11 protein-coding genes and 1 pseudogene are annotated in these 16,278 nt (G+C 56.3%); 6 read left to right on the top strand and 6 right to left on the bottom strand.

The annotated features are described in order from the left end of the window. Positions 1-75 precede the first annotated feature (75 nt). On the bottom strand, positions 76-2,856 hold the full coding sequence (locus tag L383_RS13640) for a flavocytochrome c (RefSeq protein ID WP_023330827.1): 2,781 nt from the start codon (positions 2,854-2,856) through the stop codon (positions 76-78). A 611-nt stretch (positions 2,857-3,467) separates the two neighbouring features. On the opposite strand from L383_RS13640, the gene L383_RS13635 reads away from it, so the two are divergent. Continuing rightward, the gene (locus L383_RS13635) at positions 3,468-4,976 is read left to right on the top strand and encodes an anion permease (RefSeq protein ID WP_014884418.1); all 1,509 of its coding nucleotides are present in this window, start codon (positions 3,468-3,470) and stop codon (positions 4,974-4,976) included. 52 nt (positions 4,977-5,028) lie between these two features. Next, on the top strand, positions 5,029-6,678 hold the full coding sequence (fumA, locus tag L383_RS13630; protein ID WP_023330828.1) for a class I fumarate hydratase FumA: 1,650 nt from the start codon (positions 5,029-5,031) through the stop codon (positions 6,676-6,678). Here fumA and L383_RS13625 read toward each other — a convergent pair. After that, positions 6,667-7,570, bottom strand: a pseudogene (locus L383_RS13625) (LysR family transcriptional regulator). The gene fumA and the pseudogene L383_RS13625 overlap by 12 nt on opposite strands. A 95-nt stretch (positions 7,571-7,665) precedes the next feature. Between L383_RS13625 and L383_RS13620 the strand changes: the two are divergent. The 3 genes from L383_RS13620 to L383_RS13610 all read left to right on the top strand — a co-directional run bounded on the left by L383_RS13620 (position 7,666) and on the right by L383_RS13610 (position 11,320). After that, positions 7,666-8,961, top strand: coding sequence for a serine hydrolase domain-containing protein (locus L383_RS13620; RefSeq protein WP_023330830.1), 1,296 nt, complete (start codon positions 7,666-7,668; stop codon positions 8,959-8,961). 260 nt (positions 8,962-9,221) lie between these two features. After that, positions 9,222-10,535, top strand: coding sequence for an MFS transporter (locus tag L383_RS13615; RefSeq protein WP_023330831.1), 1,314 nt, complete (start codon positions 9,222-9,224; stop codon positions 10,533-10,535). Then, entirely contained in the window at positions 10,532-11,320 is a 789-nt protein-coding gene (locus L383_RS13610; RefSeq protein ID WP_023330832.1) for a substrate-binding domain-containing protein, read from the top strand. The genes L383_RS13615 and L383_RS13610 overlap by 4 nt, the downstream gene beginning before the upstream one ends. On the opposite strand, the gene L383_RS13605 is transcribed toward L383_RS13610, so the two are convergent. From L383_RS13605 to L383_RS24995, 3 genes are all read right to left on the bottom strand, one after another. After that, entirely contained in the window at positions 11,295-12,194 is a 900-nt protein-coding gene (locus tag L383_RS13605; RefSeq protein WP_023330833.1) for an L-proline-binding transcription factor PsrA, read from the bottom strand. The two genes, L383_RS13610 and L383_RS13605, sit on opposite strands and share 26 nt — an antisense overlap. 94 nt (positions 12,195-12,288) lie before the next feature. Then, positions 12,289-13,818, bottom strand: coding sequence for a cryptochrome/photolyase family protein (locus L383_RS13600; RefSeq protein ID WP_023330834.1), 1,530 nt, complete (start codon positions 13,816-13,818; stop codon positions 12,289-12,291). Beyond that, positions 13,815-13,961: a DUF2256 domain-containing protein gene (locus L383_RS24995; protein WP_014884425.1), complete on the bottom strand. Its 147-nt coding sequence runs from the start codon at positions 13,959-13,961 to the stop codon at positions 13,815-13,817. The genes L383_RS13600 and L383_RS24995 overlap by 4 nt, the downstream gene beginning before the upstream one ends. Positions 13,962-14,177: 216 nt before the next feature. On the opposite strand from L383_RS24995, the gene mtfA reads away from it, so the two are divergent. Further along, entirely contained in the window at positions 14,178-14,972 is a 795-nt protein-coding gene (mtfA, locus tag L383_RS13595; protein ID WP_014884426.1) for a DgsA anti-repressor MtfA, read from the top strand. Here the strand turns inward: mtfA and L383_RS13590 are convergent. Then, positions 14,969-16,180: an MFS transporter gene (locus L383_RS13590; RefSeq protein ID WP_023330835.1), complete on the bottom strand. Its 1,212-nt coding sequence runs from the start codon at positions 16,178-16,180 to the stop codon at positions 14,969-14,971. The two genes, mtfA and L383_RS13590, sit on opposite strands and share 4 nt — an antisense overlap. Positions 16,181-16,278: the final 98 nt, after the last annotated feature.

Below are 16,278 nucleotides of genomic sequence, written 5' to 3' on the forward strand. Positions count from 1 at the left end.
AGCCCCGGCAAGCACCGCGCCGCCGGGGAAATCGCCGGATAACGTTGCGTTTATCCGGCCTACAACACAGGTGCTTTATGCCATTTTTGCGCGCATCGCCGCCTGATGTCCGGCAAGGGTACCAAAAATAATGATGTCTGCCACCGCGTTACCGCCGATACGGTTACCGCCGTGGATCCCGCCGACCACTTCACCCGCAGCAAATGCCCCTGGCAGCACGTTGTGGTTGCTGTCCAGCACGCAGGTTTCAGTGTTGATGGTCACACCGCCCATGGTGTGGTGCACGCCCGGCGCAATCTGAATGGCGTAGAACGGCCCTTCATTGATTGGCGCACGCAGCGCGGTGGTACGGCCAAAATCATCGTCGTGCTGTTTCTCCACAAAGCCGTTGTAGCGTTCCAGCGTTGCCAGGAAGGCGTGATGATCCATGCCCAGCGCTTCGGCCAGGGCTTTTGGTGAGCTGGCGCTGGTCACGAACCCTTTGGCGATGTACTCATCCGCAGCTTTGTTTTTGGCGCGTACGTGTTCATCAAAGACGATGTAAGCGTATTTCTCTGGCAGCGCGATGATCTGCGCGGAGACTTTGTCGCGGGTCGACATTTCGTTGTAGAAGCGCTCCCCTTTCTGATTGACCAGAATCGCCCCGCCGCCGCGGATGGATTCGGAAATCAGGTACGAGGTTTTCTGCTCCACGGTGGGGTGAATCTGAATTTCGCCCATATCCACGGTGCCCGCCCCGATGCGCTCCAGCAGTGCGATACCGCCGCCGGTGGCCCCTTTATGGTTGGTGGTGACGAATCCTTCCAGGTCCGGACGGTATTTCACCACCATCTGGCTGTTGGCGCTGAAGCCGCCGGTCGCCACAATCACGCTTTTGGTTGCCACGATGACGGTTTCATTCTCTTCGGTCGTCAGGCGCACGCCGGTCACTTCGCCGTTTTCGAAAATAATGTCACTGACGGAGGTATCCAGCATCACCTCGATGTTACGTTTGTTGACGTTACGCACCAGACCGCTGATCAGATAGCCGCCTACTGCAGAACCGTCTTTTGGACGGTGAGTACGGTCGATGCTCATCCCGCCGGTGGTGGTGATGTCGTTGAGCATAATGCCGCGGGTTGCCAGCCACTCAATTGCTTCCGGTGCGTTCTCGACAAAGCGACGCAGCAGTTCCGGGTTGTTCTTGTTACCGCCGCCTTTCAGGCTTTCCTGGTAGAACAGCTCTTTGCTGTCCTGAATACCCTTCACGCGCTGGAAGCGAGTTTCAGCGGCGTTCATCCCGGCAGAAGCTTTGATGGTGTTACCGCCGATGGTTGGCATTTTCTCGACAATCAGCACGCTTGCGCCTTCGTCGTGCGCCTGAATCGCCGCCGCCAGACCGGCACCGCCGCTGCCCACGACAACCACGTCAACGCTGCGGGTTTCGTTCGGGTCAACGCCCTCCTCTGCCGCCTGCGCTTTACTGGATTTCAGCATCGCTTTAGAAACCGCTTTTTTCACCGCTTCACTCTGGCTGGTTGCGCCAGTGATGGCATCCACGTGCGGGGTGTTGGCATCCAGAATGCGGGTACGGATCTCTTCGAAGCTGGTCACAAACTCAACGTCTTCGCTTGGGCCGGAGGCCAGCGCGATGTCCGCAATGCGGTCGGTTTCCAGGCTGACGTTAATCACCAGCTCGTTAGCGTCGTCCTGCACTTTCTCGACGAAGGTGCCCGGTTTGAATTTAGACTCGCCCATGCTCATGTCGCGGATCATCGCTTCCACCAGCGAGAAGCGCCACAGCGGTTCCGGGATGTTCAGTTCCTCGCGTTTGGTGCTGTCCATAAACAGCTCAAGGCTTTCGCCAGCCGCGATGCGGTCTGTCCAGTCCGGATAAGCGATGGTGGCGCGGCCAACGGCAATCAGGTCGTAACCGTGGTCCAGCGCGTCATTCACGTCTGAAGCATTCACCACGCCGCCCACGCCCATGACCGGAACCTGCGCCAGCGTTTCTGAACGCATCGCGCAGTATTTTTCGATGAGCGGGGTCGGGTCCTGGGTGTCGACAATCGAAGGACGCAGGGTTGCACCGACGGAGAAGTGCAGGTAATCCACGCCGCGCGCGGCCAGTTTCTCCAGCAGGTACATGGTGTCTTCAAAACGGATGCCCGGAACTTCCAGCTCTTCAGGGGAGAAGCGGTAACCAATGATGAAGGCATCATCCGCGTACTGGCGTACCATTTTGTGCGTAATGTCCAGCACGGCCAGCGGGAACTTCGCGCGGTTGTCGCGGCTGCCGCCCCACTCGTCATCGCGCTGGTTAGAGTTCGGTGAGTAGAACTGCTGAATCAGGTAGGTGTTGGCCCCGTGGATTTCCACGCCGTCGAAACCGGCCTGAATGGCGCGACGCACAGCTTCCCCAAACTTGCCGATCATTCCTTCTACTTCTTCGGCGGTCAGTGCAACCGGCGTTGCGGCACCGTCACGCGGTGCGGCCACCGCGCTTGGGCCAACCGGGGTACGGCCACCAATCAGTTTTGGGTCAACCATACGGCCGCCGTGGTAGATCTGCAGCAGCGCTTTCGAACCTTTGGATTTAATCGCCTCTGCGATTTTCGCCAGCCCGGCAATTTTCTCGTCGTTATCAATACCGATGGCGCCCGGGAAGGCGAGACCGAGATCGTCAACGAAGCAGCACTCCACGATGATGGTACCGATGCTGCCGGAGCGAGCCCGGTAGTACTCCACCAGCTCACTGGTGACAGTACCGTCATAGTAGCCGGTACAGGTGGTCATCGGGGCCATTAACAAACGGTTTTTCAGTTCAGTGCCATTCGGTAATGTGAAGGGGCTAAGAATGCGTTCGTTAGTGCTCATAATAGAAACTCCAAACTTTTAAAATTAAGAATTCGTTATCGGGTTTAATTTTTAAATTGGTTGTTATTTGCCGATGTCATGATACTAATATAATGATTTTTTTAGTTTCTAAAGCCATTACGTTAGTTAAAAAACTATTTAATCCCTGAGATAACAGAAATAACACAATGGTGTTAGTGATAATAATTCACCCGTTTACAATAATTTAAAATACGTTAAATAAACATTGGTCATACCAATTTCATTTAACCATAAAAATTTCAATAAAATCAAACAATAAAATTAATACCAGATTTTGGATTGTTACAAGAATGATAAAGAAAACGATAAAAATAAATAATAACCCCATACGCCAGAGTGGTTATTAATAAAAGCACGAAAATAACGCTGCACTTCTGTTTTTTTGATCCTGATCAATAGTTGCAGCATCCAAAAGCGCAATATAAAAACATCATCAATTTTTAATTTAACGCACACAGAAAGGCGTTAAATCGTTATTAATGAAAAAACCAAACCGCACCTTTAATAACTAAAAAAAGCAAAGAAACTTAAAAAAACGCATTTGGTTTTTTCTGCACCACCGAATTTTTGACAACTTAAGACGTGAAACTATGAATACAAAAACTGCTGTAACGCCCCCAGTGGCGAACCAGGCATCAAATGGAAAAGCGAAAAGACTGCTGATGATGGCGTTGCCCGTCATCGTCGCCGTACTGCTGCTGTTTGTTCCGGTACCGGAAGGTTTACCGCCTTACGCGTGGCACTACTTCGCTATCTTCGTTGGCGTGATCGTCGGGTTGATCTTCGAACCACTGCCTGGCGCGGTGATTGGCCTGACCGGCGTGGTCGCCATTGCGCTGTGTAGCCAGTGGGTGCTCTTCAGCCCGGACCAGCTGGCAGATCCAAAATTCAAGCTGGCAGGCGCCTCCTTCAAATGGGCGGTGAGCGGGTTCGGTAACTCAACGGTCTGGTTGATTTTCGGTGCCTTTATGTTTGCCGCAGGCTATGACAAAACCCGCTTCGGCCGCCGTCTGGCGCTGATTCTGGTAAAATATCTCGGCCGTCGCAGCCTGACGCTCGGGTATGCTATTACCTTTGCGGACCTGCTGCTGGCACCGTTTACCCCGTCCAACACGGCGCGCAGCGGCGGGACCATCTACCCGATTATCGCTAACCTGCCGCCGCTGTACGGCTCAAAACCCAACGACCCAAGCGCGCGCAAAATTGGTTCTTATCTGATGTGGGTGGCTATCACCGCGGCCTGTATCACCAGTTCTATGTTCCTCTCCGCTCTGGCGCCGAACCTGCTGGCGCTGGCGCTGGTGAAAAGCACCGTTGGGATTGATATCTCCTGGGGCACCTGGTTCCTCGCGTTCCTGCCGCTTGGCATCCTGTTGATTCTGACCATGCCGCTGCTGGCCTACTGGTTCTACCCGCCTGAAGTGAAAGTGAATAACGAAGTACCGCTGTGGGCGACCCGCGAGCTGGAAAAACTTGGCAAACTGTCGCGCAATGAGATCCTGCTGCTGGTCTTCGTGTGCTGTGCGTTGCTGATGTGGATCTTCGCCGCCGCGTGGATTGAACCTGCCATGGCTGCCCTGTTAATTGTCGGTCTGATGCTGTGGACCGGTGTGCTGGAGTGGAACGATATCACTGGTAACAAAGCCGCGTGGAACACCTTCGTCTGGTTCGCCACCCTGGTGGCGCTGGCGGATGGCCTCTCCTCTACCGGCTTTATCAGTTGGTTAGGTAAAGAAGGCGGTCTGCTGATGAGCGGTATCTCTCCGGGCGTGGCGACTATCGTCCTGCTGCTGGCGTTCTACCTGCTGCACTACCTGTTTGCCAGCACCACCGCACACACCACCGCGCTGCTGCCCGCGATGCTGACCATCGCCTCCACCATTCCGGGCATGAATATGGAAGTGTTCGTCCTGCTGATGGTGACCTCGCTGGGTGTAATGGGGATCATCACCCCATACGGTACCGGCCCAAGCCCGATTTACTACGGTAGCGGCTACCTGCCAACCAAAGACTACTGGCGCCTGGGCACTATCTTCGGTGCCATCTTCCTGGCGGCCCTGCTGCTGATTGGTTATCCGTGGATGTCGATGATGTTCTGATTTCTGACCGCCGGGGTCTTCCTCCGGCGGTTTTATTTTTGTGGAGCAAGCTATGTCAAACAAACCGTTTATCTACCAGAACCCCTTCCCTCTTTCCCATGACGACACCGAATATTATCTGCTCACCAAAGAGCACGTCTCCGTTGCCGAGTTCGAGGGGCAGGAAATCCTGAAAGTCGAGCCGGAAGCCCTGACGCTGCTGGCGCAGCAGGCCTTCCACGATGCCGCCTTTATGCTGCGTCCTTCTCATCAGAAACAGGTTGCCGCCATTCTTAACGACCCGGAAGCCAGCCAGAACGATAAGTACGTCGCCCTGCAGTTCCTGCGCAACTCTGAAATTGCCGCAAAAGGCGTCCTGCCGACCTGTCAGGATACCGGCACCGCGATCATCATGGGCAAGAAAGGCCAGCGCGTCTGGACAGGCGGCGGTGACGAAGCCGCCCTGAGCCAGGGCGTGTATAACACCTACATTGAAGACAACCTGCGTTATTCCCAGAACGCCGCGCTGGATATGTATAAAGAGGTGAATACCGGCACCAACCTGCCCGCGCAGATTGACCTCTACAGCGTGGACGGTGATGAGTACAAATTCCTGTGCATGGCAAAAGGCGGCGGTTCCGCGAATAAAACCTATCTCTATCAGGAAACCAAAGCGCTGATTACCCCTGCGAAGCTGAAAAACTACCTGGTTGAGAAGATGCGCACGCTCGGCACCGCCGCCTGCCCGCCTTACCATATCGCGTTTGTGATCGGCGGTACCTCCGCAGAAGCCACGCTGAAAACCGTGAAGTTGGCCTCTACCCGCTACTATGACGCGCTGCCAACCGAAGGTAAAGAACATGGCCAGGCGTTCCGCGACGTTAAGCTGGAACAGGAACTGCTCGAGGAAGCGCAGAACCTCGGCCTGGGCGCACAGTTTGGCGGTAAATATTTTGCCCACGACATCCGCGTGATTCGCCTGCCGCGCCACGGCGCGTCCTGCCCGATCGGCATGGGGGTTTCCTGCTCCGCAGACCGCAACATCAAAGCGAAAATCAACCGCGACGGGATCTGGATTGAAAAACTGGAACACAACCCGGGCCAGTATATTCCTGAATCACTGCGTCAGCAGGGTGAAGGCGACGTGGTCAGCATCAACCTGAACAAGCCGATGAATGAAATCCTGGCCCAGCTCTCCGCGCACCCGGTCTCTACCCGACTGTCGCTGAACGGGACCATCATCGTGGCGCGCGATATTGCCCATGCGAAGCTGAAAGAGCTGCTGGATAACGGCGAGGAACTGCCGCAGTACGTTAAAGATCATCCGATTTACTACGCAGGTCCGGCCAAAACGCCGGAAGGTTACGCCTCTGGCTCACTCGGCCCGACCACCGCGGGACGTATGGACTCGTACGTAGACTTACTGCAATCCCACGGTGCGAGCATGATCATGCTGGCGAAAGGCAACCGCAGCCAGCAGGTGACCGACGCCTGCCATAAGCACGGCGGCTTCTACCTCGGCAGCATTGGCGGTCCGGCGGCGGTGCTGGCGCAAAACAGCATTAAGAGCCTGGAGTGCGTGGCGTATCCTGAACTGGGTATGGAGGCCATCTGGAAAATTGAAGTGGAAAATTTCCCGGCGTTTATCCTGGTGGATGACAAAGGCAACGATTTCTTCCAGCAGATCCAGAATCAACAGTGCAAAGGCTGCTCACAGCGCTGAGGCCTTCCACAACGCCGGTAACAGCGACAGCGTTTCGTTGATAAGCCCGCGCTTGTCGCTACCCGGTTTCCAGATGGTCACCATCGTCTGAGCTATCCCCTGGCTGCCCACCTCGGGGCAGCCTTTTTACATCCTTCCACTGCGCCGCATGAAGATGCGTCGGCAAAAATCCCCAGCCGCACCCCTTTTCCAGCAGACCGCGCAGCATCTCAAGTTCATTGGTAAAAAGGGTATGTCCGGAGATTTGCAGACGGCGCGCGACCGGCTCGTCAGACGCCGCATGCATAACGACCTGCGGCACCAGAGAGAGATCGAGTAGCGAAACCGGGGAGGCGTTATTCCGGAACAGCGCTTTCGAGGCGTAAAAATCCATCTCTATGGACCCTAACGCCCGCCATTCCATCTCATTGCCTACGCTGCGATTACGTGCCTGACAGATCCCCACATCGGCCTCACCGCTGGCGAGCATCGCTTCCGCTTCATCACGCGAGGTGCTGGTCAGGCTCAGCCGAATATTCTGGCTCGCCATTTTTGCTATCAGCGCCTGCAAAAAAGCGCGCGGGGTGAACGGATCGTAGACGAGCGCAATATCCTGCGTCGCGCTTTGCGGAACGGCTCTGGCGAACGCCTCAAAGGCTTTTACCTGACGCATCAACAGATGCGCCTGCCGCTGTAACTGCTCCCCCTCCAGCGTTAACCGCAGGGTTCGCCCCTCGCGCAGGAACAACGCGTAACCCAGACCATCTTCCAGAAAATCAATCAGATCGCGCAGGGTCGTGCGGTCTTTACCCAGTTTAGTGGCCGCCTTCACCAGGCTGCCATGTTCAGCCACGGCGGTGAACGCCTCAAGCTGGGCAAACGAATAGATCAATGACGCCACGCGATCCTCCACAGTTCCTTTTCGGGGGATTTTCCCCCATAACGCGTTTTTTATTATAGGCCGCGGGTTCGTAAACTGAAGTCCTTCCTGAGCCATACGAGAAAAACATGAAAAACAAAACAAACCGCACTCTGCTCGCGGCGCTGATTGTCAGCAGCCTGCTCTCTCCTGCCGCCATGGCTGCCTGCAACGGTACCGTTCTCGACACCTGTCCTGCCCCTTTTGATACAAAACTGCCGGACGCACATACGATGCTCACCTGGAGCCAGGCCGACCGCGTCGTGGGTTTCCGCAATGACTACCGCAACTATGCGGGCGACGTATTCCATCACGGCAACGCCTCGCCGTTGCTGGCCGCAGAAAAACCGCTGACCGATGCCCGCTATCAGGTGAATGGCAAGACCTACGATCTCCATGATTACCTGAAACGCCAGAACGTCAGCGGCATGCTGGTATTAAAAAACGGCCACGTTGCCTATAAGTATCTGGGTGAAGGGAATACCGACAGCACGCTCTGGACCTCACGCTCTGTCGGTAAATCGGTGGTCTCTGCGCTGGTTGGGGTAGCGATTAAAGAGGGAAAAATCCACTCCCTCGACGATCTTATTACCCAATATGAACCTGATTTGAAAGGCACCGCCTGGGACGGTGTGACGCTGAGACAGCTTATTACCCACACCTCCGGCGTGGCGTGGAATGAGGACTACACGAATCCGGGATCCGATTTCGCAAAGCTGACAGAGTGCGAAGCCAAACCGGGCACCTATGACTGCGTGCGGACATTAGTAAAAGGGTTACACCGCGCACACCCTGCGGGCGAAAACTGGTCCTATTCCTCGGGCGGCGCGTGGCTGCTGGGTGACGTGCTTGAACGCGCAACCGGCATGACGCTCGCGGCGTATCTGGAGAAAAGTATCTGGCAACCCTACGGCATGGCCAGCAACGGCGTGTGGCATGCCTACAGCAAAGGCCAGCATGATGTCGGCGCCCACGGCTTTAACGCCACGCTGGAAGACTGGGGCCGCTTCGGTCAGTTCATCCTTCATAACGGCACATTGCCCGGCGGGAAGCAGATCCTGCCCGAAGGCTGGGTAAAACAGTCCTCAGACTGGACGCAGGCAAAAGGTTCGGTGTCCGCCGCGCATCCGAACGGGTTGTATGGCTATCAGTGGTGGAATAACGAAGTGCCGGTTAATGCCACCCACGTCGCGCCAAAGGTCGACAACTCACTTAAAGAGTCGCTCTGGGCGCTGGGGATCTTTGGACAGATGATTATGGTGAATCAGAAAGAGAACCTGGTTATCGTCCAGTGGTCCACCTGGCCGCAGGCGGAACCGTCCTTCAGCGCTCAGCCGCTGGAAGCATCGTTAATGTTTAGCGCAATCGCGAACGCGCTACGCTGATTTTTAGAGCCAGGCGCTGCCTGGCGTCTCCTCTGCGCGATGTCACAAAACAGCGATATCAGCAACTTAGCGAATTAGCGTGAATAAAAAATCACAAGATTGTTAAGTTATTGTTAGGTATGTAAATCCTGGTCAACATCCTGTCATTGATGCACAACGCGCATCAGTTCATTCACTCTTTGCGCTTATTAATTTCCGTTTCCTGATCCAGTTTTCAAAAACAGACGAGCATAACGTCACGATAAAAACTGGAGATAATCATGGTTTCCTCAACCTCACCTGCAACGGTCCGTGCGAAAGCGGGCGCGATTTTTCGCGTCACCTCGGGCAACTTTCTTGAGCAATTCGACTTCTTTCTGTTCGGCTTTTATGCCACCTACATCGCGCATACGTTCTTCCCGGCGAGCAGTGAATTTGCCTCGCTGATGATGACCTTTGCCGTCTTTGGCGCGGGCTTTTTGATGCGTCCGATCGGCGCTATTGTGCTCGGCGCTTACATCGATAAAGTGGGTCGTCGTAAAGGGCTGATTGTCACCTTGTCGATCATGGCTGCCGGAACATTCCTGATTGTGCTTATTCCGTCGTATCAGAGCATTGGGCTGTGGGCACCGCTGCTGGTGCTGACGGGCCGTTTGCTGCAGGGCTTTTCCGCCGGTGCGGAGCTTGGCGGCGTCTCGGTCTATCTGGCAGAAATCGCCACGCCGGGCCGCAAAGGTTTTTACACCAGCTGGCAGTCCGGCAGCCAGCAGGTTGCCATTATGGTCGCCGCGGCGATGGGCTTTGCCCTGAATGCCCTGATGGAGGAGAGCGCCATTCGCGAGTGGGGCTGGCGCATCCCGTTTCTGTTTGGCTGTTTAATCGTGCCGTTCATCTTTTTCCTGCGTCGTAAGCTGGAGGAGACCGAAGCGTTCAACGCACGGCGCAATCATCTGGCGATGCGCCAGGTTTTCAAAACGCTGCTGACAAACTGGCAGGTTGTGGTCGCAGGTATGCTGATGGTGGCGATGACCACTACCGCGTTCTACCTGATCACCGTTTACGCGCCAACCTTCGGCAAAAAAGTGCTGATGCTGAGCGCGTCGGACAGCCTGCTTGTCACGCTGCTGGTGGCCGTCTCTAACTTCATCTGGCTGCCGATAGGTGGAGCCCTCTCGGACCGCTTCGGGCGTAAACCGGTGCTGGTTGTCATGACGCTGCTGGCGCTCGCCACCAGCTACCCGGCACTGACGATGCTGGCGGCGGCCCCCAGCTTCTCCATGATGCTGAGCGTCCTGCTGTGGCTCTCTTTCCTCTACGGCCTGTATAACGGCGCGATGATCCCGGCGCTGACGGAAATCATGCCTGCTGAAGTCCGCGTGGCGGGGTTCTCGCTGGCTTATAGCCTGGCTACCGCCGTCTTTGGCGGTTTCACCCCGGTGATGTCCACCGCGCTGATTGAATACACGGGTGACAAAGCCTCACCGGGATACTGGATGAGCTTTGCGGCGGTCTGCGCGTTGCTCGCAACGCTCTACCTCTACCGTCGCCGCGCGGCATCACTGCAAAACACCGTTAAGTCACAGGGGGCCGCATGAAACGTACGTCTCGCTCTACCGCCATCGCGCTAATGGCGATGTTCCTGAGCGTCAATGCCTGCGCAGAGGACGTGAAGGTCATGATTTCGGGCGGATTCAAAGCCGCCCTGGAAAAGCTGGCCCCGGAGTATGAACGCCGGACCGGGGATAACATTGTGATCATCCCCGGACCCTCAATGGGCACTACGCCGCAGGCAATCCCAAACCGGCTCGCGCGCGGAGAGAAAGCCGACGTGGTGATTATGGTGGGCAATGCACTGGCGAAGCTTGAACAGGCCCGTCTGACCCGGCCGGGTACGCGGACTGAACTCGCGGACTCTCCCATCGGCATGGTCGTGAAAAAAGGTGCGGATATCCCTGATATCAGCAGCGAGACGACGCTGCGTAATACCCTGCTGCAGGCTCGCTCCATCGCCTACTCAGACAGCGCCAGCGGCAGGTATGTCAGTGAAGAATTGTTCAAAAAGCTGGGGATTGAAAAGGAGGTGACGGGCAAAGCGACAAAAGTCGAGCGCATTCCGGTCGCATCAGAAGTGGCGAAAGGAAAATACGCCGTCGGGTTCCAGCAGGTCAGCGAGCTGCTGCCGATTCAGGGCGTCACCTTTATCGGTAAAATCCCGGATAATTTGCAATACATCACGCGCTTCGCTGGCGCGGTCACCCGTGACGCGGAACATCCCGCGGAGGGAAAAGCGCTGCTGAACTATCTCGCCTCACCGCCCTCAAGGGAAGTCATCCGCGAGACGGGGATGATCCCCGTTACGTCCGGCGATACTGCTCGGTGATCTGTTTTTCAAGCTCAGCCGCAATATAGGACTGGATGCGCCCCCGGCGTCGGATAAGCCCCACGGTACGCTTCACCTCCGGCGCCACCAGCGGCAAATGGGTCAGCAGCGTGTGCTCTGACGTCGGCATCGACATGGCGGGAACGGCAGCAATGCCGATCCCCGCCTCTACCATACCAAGCATCGTGGTGACATGACGCGTTTCGCAGACGCTGGGACGCTCGGGAATGATATCCCCCAGCAGGCGATCGAGCAGGTTGCGATTGCCGGACGTTTTATCGAGAGAGATGTAATTCTGCTGAAAAAATGCCTGCCACGTCAGCTGGCTCTTCTGCGCCAGCGGGTGATCCTTTCTGCATGCTGCAACATACACATCCTCCACCAGCGGGAAGAATTCGATTTCAGACGACAAGTTTCCTGCGAAGCAAATACCAAAATCCGCCTGGCTTCGGGCCACGGCGTCCATCACGTTGCCCGCGCTACTGTCGATGAGCTTAATGCGAACGCGCGGATAGCGAGACTGAAAGCGACGGATCACATCGGGCATAAAGTAACAGGCTGCGGAAGGTACCGTGGCCACCGTGATCAGCCCCGTCCGCTCTTCGCTGGCTTTATCGACATCAGCCAGCATTGACTCTACGTTATCGAGCAGCTGCGCGGAGCGTTCCGCAAAGTTTTGCCCGTATAACGTCAGCGAGACGCGACGGGTGGTTCGGTCAAAGAGTCGGTTCCCCAGCGCGGCTTCCAGCTTTTCAATCCTGCGGCTCAGCGCTGACTGGGACAGGCAGATAGATTCAGCGGCGACACGGAAGTTACCGTATTCCACTAACGCTCTGAAGGCATAGAGATCGTTGAGGTCGAAATTCACGGGCATAGTATCTGGCGGTCCTGTCAGGGAATACGTTAAAAAGTCCAAAATAATAACGGCTTATTTAGCTGCCGCAACCGGCGCGGTGTCGGAATGCCGTTCAAAGGTCGTTGAGATTGAGACGAATGTGTCCGGCGCGCTCAGCAATAGCGTGCCGTTCCTCTTCCGTCATATCCGCGAGTTGTTTAAAGACAATGCCCAGCCGGGGGTTGTGACCGAGACGTGCCTGGTTACGCACAAAGAAATCCCAGTAAAGCGCATTGAAGGGACATGCCAGCTCGCCGGTGCGTTGATTGTGTTGATACCGACATCCCTGACAGTAGTTACTCATCTTATGGATGTAAGACGCGCTTGAAACATAAGGCTTACTGGCCAGTAAACCGCCATCGCCAAACTGGCTCATGCCGAGAGTATTGGGCAACTCCACCCACTCAAACGCATCAATATACACGCCCAGATACCATTCATGTACCGCCTGCGGCGAGAGACCACCGAGCAGGCTAAAATTCCCGATAATCATCAGGCGCTGGATATGGTGAGCGTAAGCCTCCGTGAGCGACTGTCCAATGGCGTGCGCCAGGCAGCGCATTTGCGTCTTGCCCGTCCAGAACCACTGCGGCAGTGGGGTGTGCTGCTCTAACGCATTCAGCTCCCGATAGCCCGGCATTTGCGACCAGTAGATCCCGCGCACATACTCCCGCCAGCCAAGAATTTGCCGGATGAACCCTTCGACAGCAGGCAACGGCGCATCACCCGAGCGCCATGCCTGCTCGGCGGCGGCAACCACTTCCCGGGGATTGAGCATTTTGGTGTTCAGCGCAAATGAAATTAAAGAGTGGAAAAGAAAAGGTTCTTCCGTGTGCATTGCATCCTGCCAGTTACCAAACTGGGGCAGGACGTGCGAAATAAACGCATCCAGCCGGGCTTTAGCTTCAGCACGGTCGACTGGCCAGCGAAAAGTGTTGGCCTGCGGTTCGCCAAAGGTGCGTACGCCGCAGCGTTGGATCTCTTCCCATAATGCTGAGCGATCGTGGCAGATGCGAGAGTCATCCGGAGCAGGCGGTTCACCGGACCAGCGCTTGCGGTTTTCAGCATCGAAATTCCATTTCCCCCCTTCGGGCTCGCCTTCCGGGGTCAACAGCACGCCATGCTGACGACGCATTTCCCGATAAAAATATTCCATTCGCCAGCTTTTACGCGATGCAAAGAACGCGCTCACCTGCTCCCGGGAGGTGAAAAAATGCTCGCTGCTGACGCAGGTCGTCTCGACGGTCGCCGTTTTCGCCCACGCCTGCAACTGCGCATCAAGGCGCCATTCATCGGGCTCCTGCCACATCACCCTGCCAGCACGGTAATGTGCGATAAGCGCGTTGAGATTATCTTCCAGCGCGCCGCGATTTGAACCCTCAGAGAGCCGGACATACCTTACCCGATGCCCCTTCTCTTTTAACTCAGCGGCAAACGCGCGCATGGCCGCGAAGATAGCGATGAGTTTCTGAGCGTGATGAAGGACATACGCGGTTTCTGCCCGCAGTTCCAGCATAACGTAAATGACATTCGGGCTGCAGGTATCAAACCAGCTGTGATGTGGATTGAGCTGATCGCCCAGAATCAGGCGTAGTTCGGTCAACGGTGGCTCCTGCGACAGCGCTCAGAACAGTATTTGACCTCATCCCAGCATTTCGCCCACTTCTTGCGCCACGTCATGGGCCGCTGGCAGTGCACACACGCCCGACTGGGCAGGTTCTGCTTGTTACCTTTGAAATCACTCATCTTTTCAATACCGGACTGATTTATTCACTCGGGCTGCGGATAAAGGCTACGACAGACATCACAAAATGAAGGTGATGCCTGCAAAGCGATACCCACTGCTCTGTACGAAATGATAGTTTATTCAGGCTGGAAGTGTAGAAATAAGCCATTTTCTGGCATCTTAACTGAACCTGACTTTCCCATTTTTGTTCAAGTGACGAGTTTGCGAGCAAAGCGATGATTAAGTGGCCCTGGAAAACGAATGAGGCTGGCCGGGATATGGCGCTGCCGTGGGATGACGCGCTGGCGATCCCTGTTCTGGCGAATCTCCAGCCGGACGAACAGTCAAAACTGGTTCAGCTGGCGGATCGTTTTTTGCAGCAAAAACGCCTGGTTCCTCTGCAGGGGTTCGAGCTGGATCCCCTGAAAAACGCGCGTATCGCCCTGCTTTTCTGCCTGCCGGTGCTTGAACTGGGTATCGAGTGGCTGGACGGCTTCCACGAAGTGCTGATCTACCCGGCGCCGTTCATCGTCGACGATGAGTGGGAGGATGACATCGGGCTGGTACATAACCAGCGGGTGGTACAGTCCGGACAAAGCTGGCAGCAAGGGCCGATTATCCTGAACTGGCTCGACATTCAGGACTCGTTCGACGCGTCAGGCTTTAATCTGATCATTCATGAAGTGGCGCATAAGCTGGATACCCGCAACGGCGATCGCGCCAGCGGTGTTCCGCTGATCCCGCTGCGTGAAGTCGCAGGATGGGAGCACGATCTGCATGCGGCGATGGATAACATCCAGGACGAGATCGATCTCGTGGGCGAAAGCGCCGCCAGCATTGATGCCTACGCGGCGACCGACCCCGCAGAGTGCTTCGCGGTGCTTTCAGAGTACTTCTTCAGCGCCCCCGAACTCTTCGCCCCACGTTTCCCGGCGCTATGGCAGCGTTTTACCCAGTTTTATCAGCAGGATCCGCTTAAGCGTCTGCGTCAAAATGAGGCGGTCGGCCCTTCCCCTCACCAGGTACATTAATTTTTTTCGACAGGGGTGCGCCCGGTTAACCGTACCCCGATGCTCAGTACGAAAAACAGCACCGCCATTCCACCTGCCGCCATCGTTAAATACTGCTCGCCGAAAAAGCGCGTGACGACGGGCACCAGCAGCGCGCTGACGCCGTAGCCTAACGTATGGCTGGTGGCGATCGCGCCCGCGCCTTTCCCCGTGGTCAGCCGATCGTTCAACAGTAGCTGATAGCCCGGCGTTGCCATCGCCGCGCCGAGCGAGGTGACAGCAATTCCCACGTAGAACAGCGCCAGCCCGGCAATACACATCAACCCAAGTCCTGCCACCATCGATACCGCCGCCATACAGAGCAACGTCAGCGGGCTGAAGTGCTGCGGGCGAACAATCAAAAATTGCGCCGCGAGCGTGGCCAGCGCGGCCAGGCTCAGCAGGAGCGCAACATGGTGGCTGATCTCACGGGCGTTGCCCTCCAGCAAGGGGCTGAGATGCGGCGTGAGGCCAAGCTGCATCAGGCTCACCAGCGCCGCCAGCAGCATCGCCAGCAGCAGGAACGGCAGCATAGAGACCTGCAGACGGGTCGCCTGATGCGCCACCGGCGGCAGCGGAGGGTCTGCCACTTCTCTCAGCACCAGCAGCAGAGCGATAAACGGCGCAATCGCCATGAGCCAGAGCGGTGCCACCGGGTTAATGCTGAGCATCAATGCTGCCAGCGGTGGCCCCAGCAGACGGCCGCAGCTCAGGCCGGAGCTGATGGTGGCCAGCGCCGCCATGCGTTTGTCCAGCCCCGCACGCTGAATAGCCCAGGTCTGGGCGGCAGGCACCATCCCCGACACGGTTAAACCGTAGAGCAGGCGCGAAAAGATCAGCCCCGCCAGCCCCCAGCTGCTCTGGAGCAACCCGGCCGCCATTGCCCAGACCACCACGGCCATCACGGCGAAGCTGGCAAGATAGCCGCTGAGCGAGGCCACCATCACGACCTTACAGCCGCGTCGCTCGCTCTGACGCCCCCACCAGGGCGATGCCGGTAAAAAAAGCATGGAGCCGAACATTAACAGCCCGGCCCAGACCGAGAGCGACAGCCCGGTCAGGTTCACCAGCTGCGGGAGCATGACCAGCAAACCGTTCTGCCCGATGCCCAATAAACCTGCACAGAGTGCCAGCGGCCAGTTGGCTTTAGAGGTGACGTTTTCAGTCAGCGTTTCTGAATTAGCGCGCATGAGAATGTGAACATAGTGTCAATAAATGTGTGGAAATTATGAAGTTTATGAAAACAAATATTGCAAAAATGGTTGCGAGTGTAAATAGAATGAATATC

This window comes from Enterobacter sp. MGH 37, assembly GCF_000534515.1.
Lineage (GTDB): Bacteria > Pseudomonadota > Gammaproteobacteria > Enterobacterales > Enterobacteriaceae > Enterobacter > Enterobacter kobei.

Excerpts from the sequence above, each read along its gene's own strand:
- L383_RS13635 (WP_014884418.1), top strand. The coding sequence starts at position 3,468 with ATGAATACAAAAACTGCTGTAACGCCCCCAGTGGCGAACCAGGCATCA.
- L383_RS13605 (WP_023330833.1), bottom strand. The coding sequence starts at position 12,194 with ATGCCCGTGAATTTCGACCTCAACGATCTCTATGCCTTCAGAGCGTTA.
- L383_RS13620 (WP_023330830.1), top strand. The coding sequence starts at position 7,666 with ATGAAAAACAAAACAAACCGCACTCTGCTCGCGGCGCTGATTGTCAGC.
- mtfA (WP_014884426.1), top strand. The coding sequence starts at position 14,178 with ATGATTAAGTGGCCCTGGAAAACGAATGAGGCTGGCCGGGATATGGCG.
- L383_RS13615 (WP_023330831.1), top strand. The coding sequence starts at position 9,222 with ATGGTTTCCTCAACCTCACCTGCAACGGTCCGTGCGAAAGCGGGCGCG.
- L383_RS13590 (WP_023330835.1), bottom strand. The coding sequence starts at position 16,180 with ATGCGCGCTAATTCAGAAACGCTGACTGAAAACGTCACCTCTAAAGCC.
- fumA (WP_023330828.1), top strand. The coding sequence starts at position 5,029 with ATGTCAAACAAACCGTTTATCTACCAGAACCCCTTCCCTCTTTCCCAT.
- L383_RS13640 (WP_023330827.1), bottom strand. The coding sequence starts at position 2,856 with ATGAGCACTAACGAACGCATTCTTAGCCCCTTCACATTACCGAATGGC.
- L383_RS24995 (WP_014884425.1), bottom strand. The coding sequence starts at position 13,961 with ATGAGTGATTTCAAAGGTAACAAGCAGAACCTGCCCAGTCGGGCGTGT.
- L383_RS13610 (WP_023330832.1), top strand. The coding sequence starts at position 10,532 with ATGAAACGTACGTCTCGCTCTACCGCCATCGCGCTAATGGCGATGTTC.